At 36.0% G+C, this 5876-nt stretch carries 5 protein-coding genes; 3 read left to right on the top strand and 2 right to left on the bottom strand.

Going from position 1 to position 5876, the window contains the following annotated elements:
- Positions 1 to 558 (bottom strand): orotate phosphoribosyltransferase (gene pyrE, locus AACY61_RS07550; RefSeq protein ID WP_339610971.1); only part of this gene is annotated, 558 nt, incomplete at its 3' end.
- 7 nt (positions 559 to 565) lie between these two features.
- Between pyrE and AACY61_RS07555 the strand changes: the two genes are divergently transcribed.
- A complete protein-coding gene (locus tag AACY61_RS07555) occupies positions 566 to 1177 on the top strand; it encodes an NUDIX hydrolase (protein WP_339610972.1) in 612 nt (203 codons plus the stop codon).
- On the opposite strand, the gene AACY61_RS07560 is transcribed toward AACY61_RS07555, so the two are convergent.
- The gene (locus AACY61_RS07560; protein ID WP_339610973.1) at positions 1155 to 2882 is read right to left on the bottom strand and encodes a M14 family metallopeptidase; all 1728 of its coding nucleotides are present in this window, start codon (positions 2880 to 2882) and stop codon (positions 1155 to 1157) included. The two genes, AACY61_RS07555 and AACY61_RS07560, sit on opposite strands and share 23 nt — an antisense overlap.
- A gap of 82 nt (positions 2883 to 2964) precedes the next feature.
- Between AACY61_RS07560 and AACY61_RS07565 the strand changes: the two genes are divergently transcribed.
- Entirely contained in the window at positions 2965 to 3816 is an 852-nt protein-coding gene (locus tag AACY61_RS07565; RefSeq protein WP_339610974.1) for a T9SS type A sorting domain-containing protein, read from the top strand.
- 161 nt (positions 3817 to 3977) lie between these two features.
- Positions 3978 to 5876 (top strand): TonB-dependent receptor (locus AACY61_RS07570; protein ID WP_339610975.1); only part of this gene is annotated, 1899 nt, incomplete at its 3' end.

Below are 5876 nucleotides of genomic sequence, written 5' to 3' on the forward strand. Positions count from 1 at the left end.
TTCAGAAAGTAAGCTGGTATAATCACTCAAAGTGTGTAAGCTTATTTTTTCCTGTTTAAAATTTTCTTCTGCAATATCAAAACCATAGGTAAAAATTGCAACCATACCCTTGATATTCAGTTCAGCTTCTTTAAGTGCTTTTACGGCATTTAAACTGCTTTTACCTGTGCTTATCAAATCTTCTACCACCACGACACTTTGATGTTTTGATACCTGTCCTTCAATCTGATTTTTTCGTCCGTGGCCTTTGGGTTCAGGGCGAACATATACAAACGGCAGGTTTAAATAATCTGCGACGAGCATTCCAATTCCAATGGCGCCAGTAGCCACTCCCGCTATGACATCCGGCTTACCATACAGCTCCTCAATTTGTCGGGAAATTTGCTCTCTCACGTAATTTCTGATGGGAGGATGTGATAAAATTATCCTGTTGTCACAATAGATGGGAGACCTCCAACCTGATGCCCATAAAAAAGGGTTTTGTGGTTGTAATTTAATTGCATTAATTTGCAATAGTAAGTCGGCTGTTTTTTGTGCCGTTTCTTTATTCAAAATCATACTGCAAATGTATAAAGTTTTTGTGAATGATAGACCTATTTATCTCACGAGTGAGATGGTTTATCAAAAAGATGCCAAATGCATTCCACTCAAGGAAGCTGATTTGGAAACAGTTGTAAAGAAAGTCACAAAAAATAAATGGCCGCAGGTATTTCTTTTTTACCCTAATGGGGAACTTATTATCCAAAAATTTAAGAAAATGATACCGGTGGTGGTTGCTGCAGGCGGACTTGTTAAAAATAATCAGGATGAAATTTTGTTTATCAAACGAAACGGAAAATGGGATTTACCCAAAGGGCGTGTGGAAAACATGGAAACTATCGAGCAGGCTGCCATAAGAGAAACTGAAGAAGAAACAGGTGTGGAAAATCTGGAAATTATAAAACCGCTTCAAATTACCTATCATTTCTTTAAGCGAAACAACAAGCTAAAATTGAAAGAAACTTACTGGTTTGAAATGAAAACCAATTTCAACGGTAAACTCAAGCCCCAAAAGAGTGAAGGTATAAAAAAAGTAGCGTGGAAAAACCCTAAAAAAACCGCCAAAGCACTCCATAAATCTTATGCAAATATTAGAGAATTGTTTTTTCAGGAGATTAATCCAAAACCCTTAAAATAGGGTATCTTAAATGTGCTTTCTCATAGTGCTTAGATCTTTTATAAAGCCAGTTTAGTTGTGCATACCAATTGTTTTTGAAGCTTTCATCTTCATTCTTTTTGGTTTCAAATTCTTGTCTCAAATCTATATTATTGTTTAAAAGCTCTAAAGCGACTTCTTCAAAAACATAAGGAGAAAACCCTTCTTTTTTTTGTAAAATAGTGTCAAAAAAATTCCAGTTGAAAAATGAATCTGTTGCTTCAGGTTCCAGCGTTTCGATGAGATAACGAATGCCGGGTTGATTGCTGAAAACCAATAAATCGCCTTTCTGAACAGTGATTTGTTCCATTTTTTTTGAAATTACTGTTTCATAGTGAAGATAATGGCCTTCGTAGGGGGTAGTTCGGGTTTTGTAATCTTCGATACTGTAGACTTCTGCTGTAATTGTTGTGTCTTTTTTTAGTTCAGTGAGTTCTATTTGATTAATTTTTAAAAGGTCAATTACATTCCACCAGCCTTTTGGAATTACGTATGCAACCGGGATTTTAACTTCAATTGTAGGTTTGAAATAATTGTAATAATCCACTTGCTTTGTAAACGGCTTTTCGCGGTCATAAAACAGTCTGTTTTGACCGGTTACATCACTGGTTTTATAGGTTGCCTCAAAACCTTTAAAATTGAGTGAGCTAACTTGTGTGCTGTCAATTTGCCAACCAATTGGGTAGCTGCTTCCCGGCATGTAATTTTTATAGGCTTTAGCCCTTAATTCTTTGATTTTTATGTAATTTTCATCGGTTAATTCAAGCATCGTTTTGAGAATTTCATAAGTGCCTTCAACCCTGTTTTTGTAGGGTTTTAACATATGTGTTTCAATCATCATTCCCAGAGTATTGAACAGGGCGGTATATCCTGTTGAGTATCTTGGACTGTCAAAAAACTGAGAAAAACCGGCATCGGGCGGGCGATTGAAAACATTAACGTAGGGAGTGATTTTCCATTCTTTGTTTAACAAGTTTTGTTCAAATTCAGGTATGAAAGTTTGCTGTAAATAATTGCCTAACTCACCACCCAGTTTATTGTGTTGTGTGAACAAATGTGTGAGTGTGTATTGATAGTCTGCGCCATTGCTCACGTGAGTATCGATGAATACATCGGGATTGGTTTTGTGAAACAACGCTGCAAAAGCGCGTGCGTTTTTAGAATCACTTTTAATAAAATCTCTGTTAAGGTCATAGTTGCGGGCATTTCCGCGAAAGCCATATTCTTCAGGACCATTTTGATTGGCTCTGCTGGAGCTATTTCGATTTAAAGCTCCTCCAATATTGTAAACCGGTATGCAAACAATAACCGTGTTTTCCGGAGCATTTACAACTCCTGATACCAATTCAGAAAAGAGTTTCATAGAAGCATCAATACCATCGGGTTCACCCGGGTGAATGCCATTATTAATGAAAAGTACTGCCTTCTCTTTATTTATTTTTTCAAAATCAAAATGAGAATCCTTGTTATAAACAACCATATGTAAAGGCAAACCGGCATCTGTTACCCCTGCTTTCATTACTTTGATGGTGGGGTTGCTTTCAGAAAGCTGCTTATAGAATGCTATTACTTCTTGATAGGTATTGGTTTTATTGTCATTAAAATCAATCTTTTTTTCAGGAGTGGTATTCGTTTCGCTACAAGCAACTACTAACAAAATCAATAGGGAGGAGTAATATTTTAACATAAATTAATCTTAATAGGGTTTTAGGTAAAAGAAATAAAAGTATATATTTGTTTCCTTACTAATTTAAATAAAACTTAAAATTATGAAAAAAATTACTTTTTTGTTGGCAGCTGTTCTTTTCAGTTTTGCCACTAATGCACAAATTACTTTGACCCAATCGATTGACCCAGCAGCTGTTACTGATGGAGGAGTTGCTTGTTGGGACAATGTAAGTTTTGAGTACAGAAACAATTCTTTCTGGAGATCTTATGATCTTGCAGATTTTGGTGTAACCGGAGATTTTGAAATTTCCGAAGTTCAGTGGGGCCAAGGTACAGCCGATGCTAACAATGTTCTAACCTTAAACATTTATGTTGTTGATAGTGAGGATTTATTTTTGGCAACAGAATTTGAATTGATTGCTTCAACTACACACAATTCTGACCCTGCCAATGATTTATCTTTAGTAACGGAGTCACTTTCAGCAACAATCCCTGCTGGATCTATCATTGCTTTTGAAGTAAACTCACCAGATGGTGGTGCTGCTACTGATGTTAGATTTTTTCCAGGTTACAACACAGCAGGTGAAAACGCACCTTGTTACCTTCAGTCTGCAGATTGTGGAATTAACTTTCCAACAACTCCTGCTGATGTAGGAGGTTTTCCTGATTCTTATGTTATGAATGTTATAGGAGAAGAGGTGCCTCTTTCAATTGGCGATAATTTATCTGATTATGTTGCTGTTTATCCAACTCCTGCTATTGATGTGTTGAATGTAAAAGTACCTTCTTACATCCAAGTAACTGGTGTGACTTTATACGATATCTTAGGAAAAAACACTGGAGTATCTTACTCTAATGGTTCCATTGATGTTTCAAATTTAAGCAGAGGTGTTTATCTATTGACTGTTGAAACCAATGAAGGAACATTGACTCAAAAAGTTGTAAAGAAGTAATTTTTAACTTTATTTTCTTAAAAACCCCGATAAAACTATCGGGGTTTTTTTATACTTTTTATCCTGGTAAATTAAGCGTACAAAATATTTAAATGGTTCTACTTTTCACAGAAAAAAAATGGGTAATTAAAACACTTTTTTTGTTTTGTTTTCCCGTAATTATGTATTCCCAATCAGTAAAGGATACCACTTCGCTTTCTGAAGTATTGATTTTGAGTACACACATTACTAAAAAACTTCAGGAAACTGCGATGGCAGTTTCTATTTTATCTGAAAGTGAACTACAACAAACCGATGGTGTAATTCTAACGCCACTTCTTAATAAAACTCCGGGCGTTTTAATGGAACAAGGTGCTTTAAATACAAACCGAATTACCATTAGAGGCATTGGGTCACGCTCTCAGTATAGCACAAACAAAGTAAAAGCCTATTTTGAGGAAATACCATTGACAAATGCTGAAGGCGAGACGGTAATTGAGGATATTGACCTGGAAACGCTTGGTAAAATTGAGATCATAAAAGGGCCCAATTCAACAACCTATGGTTCTGGGTTAGGGGGTGTGATCACACTTTTTGGGAAATTAGTTGCTGATACTACCTCTTTTGCAAAAGCTGGAGTAACAGTAGGAAGCTTTGAATTGGTTAAACAAAATTATTCGGCCGGAATTGGGTTAAACAAGGGAAGTGTTTTTACAAATTACAGCAATCTCCAATCAGAGGGGTTTAGACAAAACAGTGCCTATAAACGAAAATCTTTTCACATTCAGGCCAGCTATGATTTTGGAACGAAACACAGCTTGACCTATTTAGGGGTTTTTACGCGTTTAAAGGCATTTATAGCAAGCTCATTGAATCTTGAGGACTTTACTGACCAACCAGAGGCTGCAGCAGCAAACTGGGCAGCAGCACAAGGTTATGAGTCTTATGACAAACTCTTAATGGGAATTGCACATACGTTTCGACTTTCAGAAAAATGGAACATTCAATCCAGTTTGTTTTTAAACAGCAAAGACGCTTATGAACCCAGGCCCTTTGATATATTGGATGACACTTCATCTGGGTTGGGTTTTAGAGTTAAAATAAATTATAAAAATCAATTGTTTTCGTTTCCATTTGAAGCGAGTTTAGGTAGTGAGTATTTGAATGAAAAGTACTCATTTTCACTATTAGAAAACTTATACCAGTCTGTTACAGGTGAAGGAAGTGTAGAAGGTGAAGAGTTTAGTAATATAAAACAAAAGCGCACCAATGCTACTTTATTTTTACAAATGGAAACCCGGCTTTCAGAGCGACTTTTATTAGAAAAAGGGGTTTCGTTCAACGAAACCAGATATACTTTGCAGGATGTTTTTCAACAATCCCAAAATCCTGAAAAACAAAGCTACACCTTTGGGAATATCTGGACACCCAGAGTTGGAGTTTCCTATAAACTAGCTCGTGGAAAAAATATATATGCATCGGTGAGCAGTGGCTATTCTGTTCCCACTGTAGCAGAAACATTGACCCCAGAAGGACAAATAAACACCAATTTATTACCTGAAAAAGGAATCAATTATGAAGCAGGAATTAAGTTTAACTGGTTTAGAAATGCGCTTTATACAGAAATCAATGTGTTTTCGACGCAAATTAAAAATTTATTGGTTGCCCGCAGGGTTGCTGAAGATCAATATGTGGGAATCAATGCAGGCGAAAGCTCGCACCAAGGTGTTGAATTTTTGATAAACTACAAGTATTACACTTCATCCGGAATTCAATTCAACCCCTTTATTTCAGGAAACATCAATCATTTCAAATTTAAAGAATTTATTGATGATGAAGAAGATTTTTCAGGAAACCAACTCACAGGAACCCCAAAATACAAGTGGAGTGCCGGTTTAAATATATTGAGTTCAAAAGGTTTGAGTTTGGCGGTTTTGTATAATAGCGTTGGGGAAATTCCTTTAAACGATGCCAATAGTTTGTACAGTGATTCGTATGAATTATTAAATATAAAATCAACTTATTCTTTTAAGGTTCACGTAAACTTTCTGATGGAGTTAAATGTTGGGATTAACAACCTC

This window comes from uncultured Planktosalinus sp., from assembly GCF_963973675.1.
GTDB lineage: Bacteria > Bacteroidota > Bacteroidia > Flavobacteriales > Flavobacteriaceae > Planktosalinus.

Excerpts from the sequence above, each read along its gene's own strand:
- AACY61_RS07555 (WP_339610972.1), top strand. The coding sequence starts at position 566 with ATGTATAAAGTTTTTGTGAATGATAGACCTATTTATCTCACGAGTGAG.
- AACY61_RS07560 (WP_339610973.1), bottom strand. The coding sequence starts at position 2,882 with ATGTTAAAATATTACTCCTCCCTATTGATTTTGTTAGTAGTTGCTTGT.
- AACY61_RS07565 (WP_339610974.1), top strand. The coding sequence starts at position 2,965 with ATGAAAAAAATTACTTTTTTGTTGGCAGCTGTTCTTTTCAGTTTTGCC.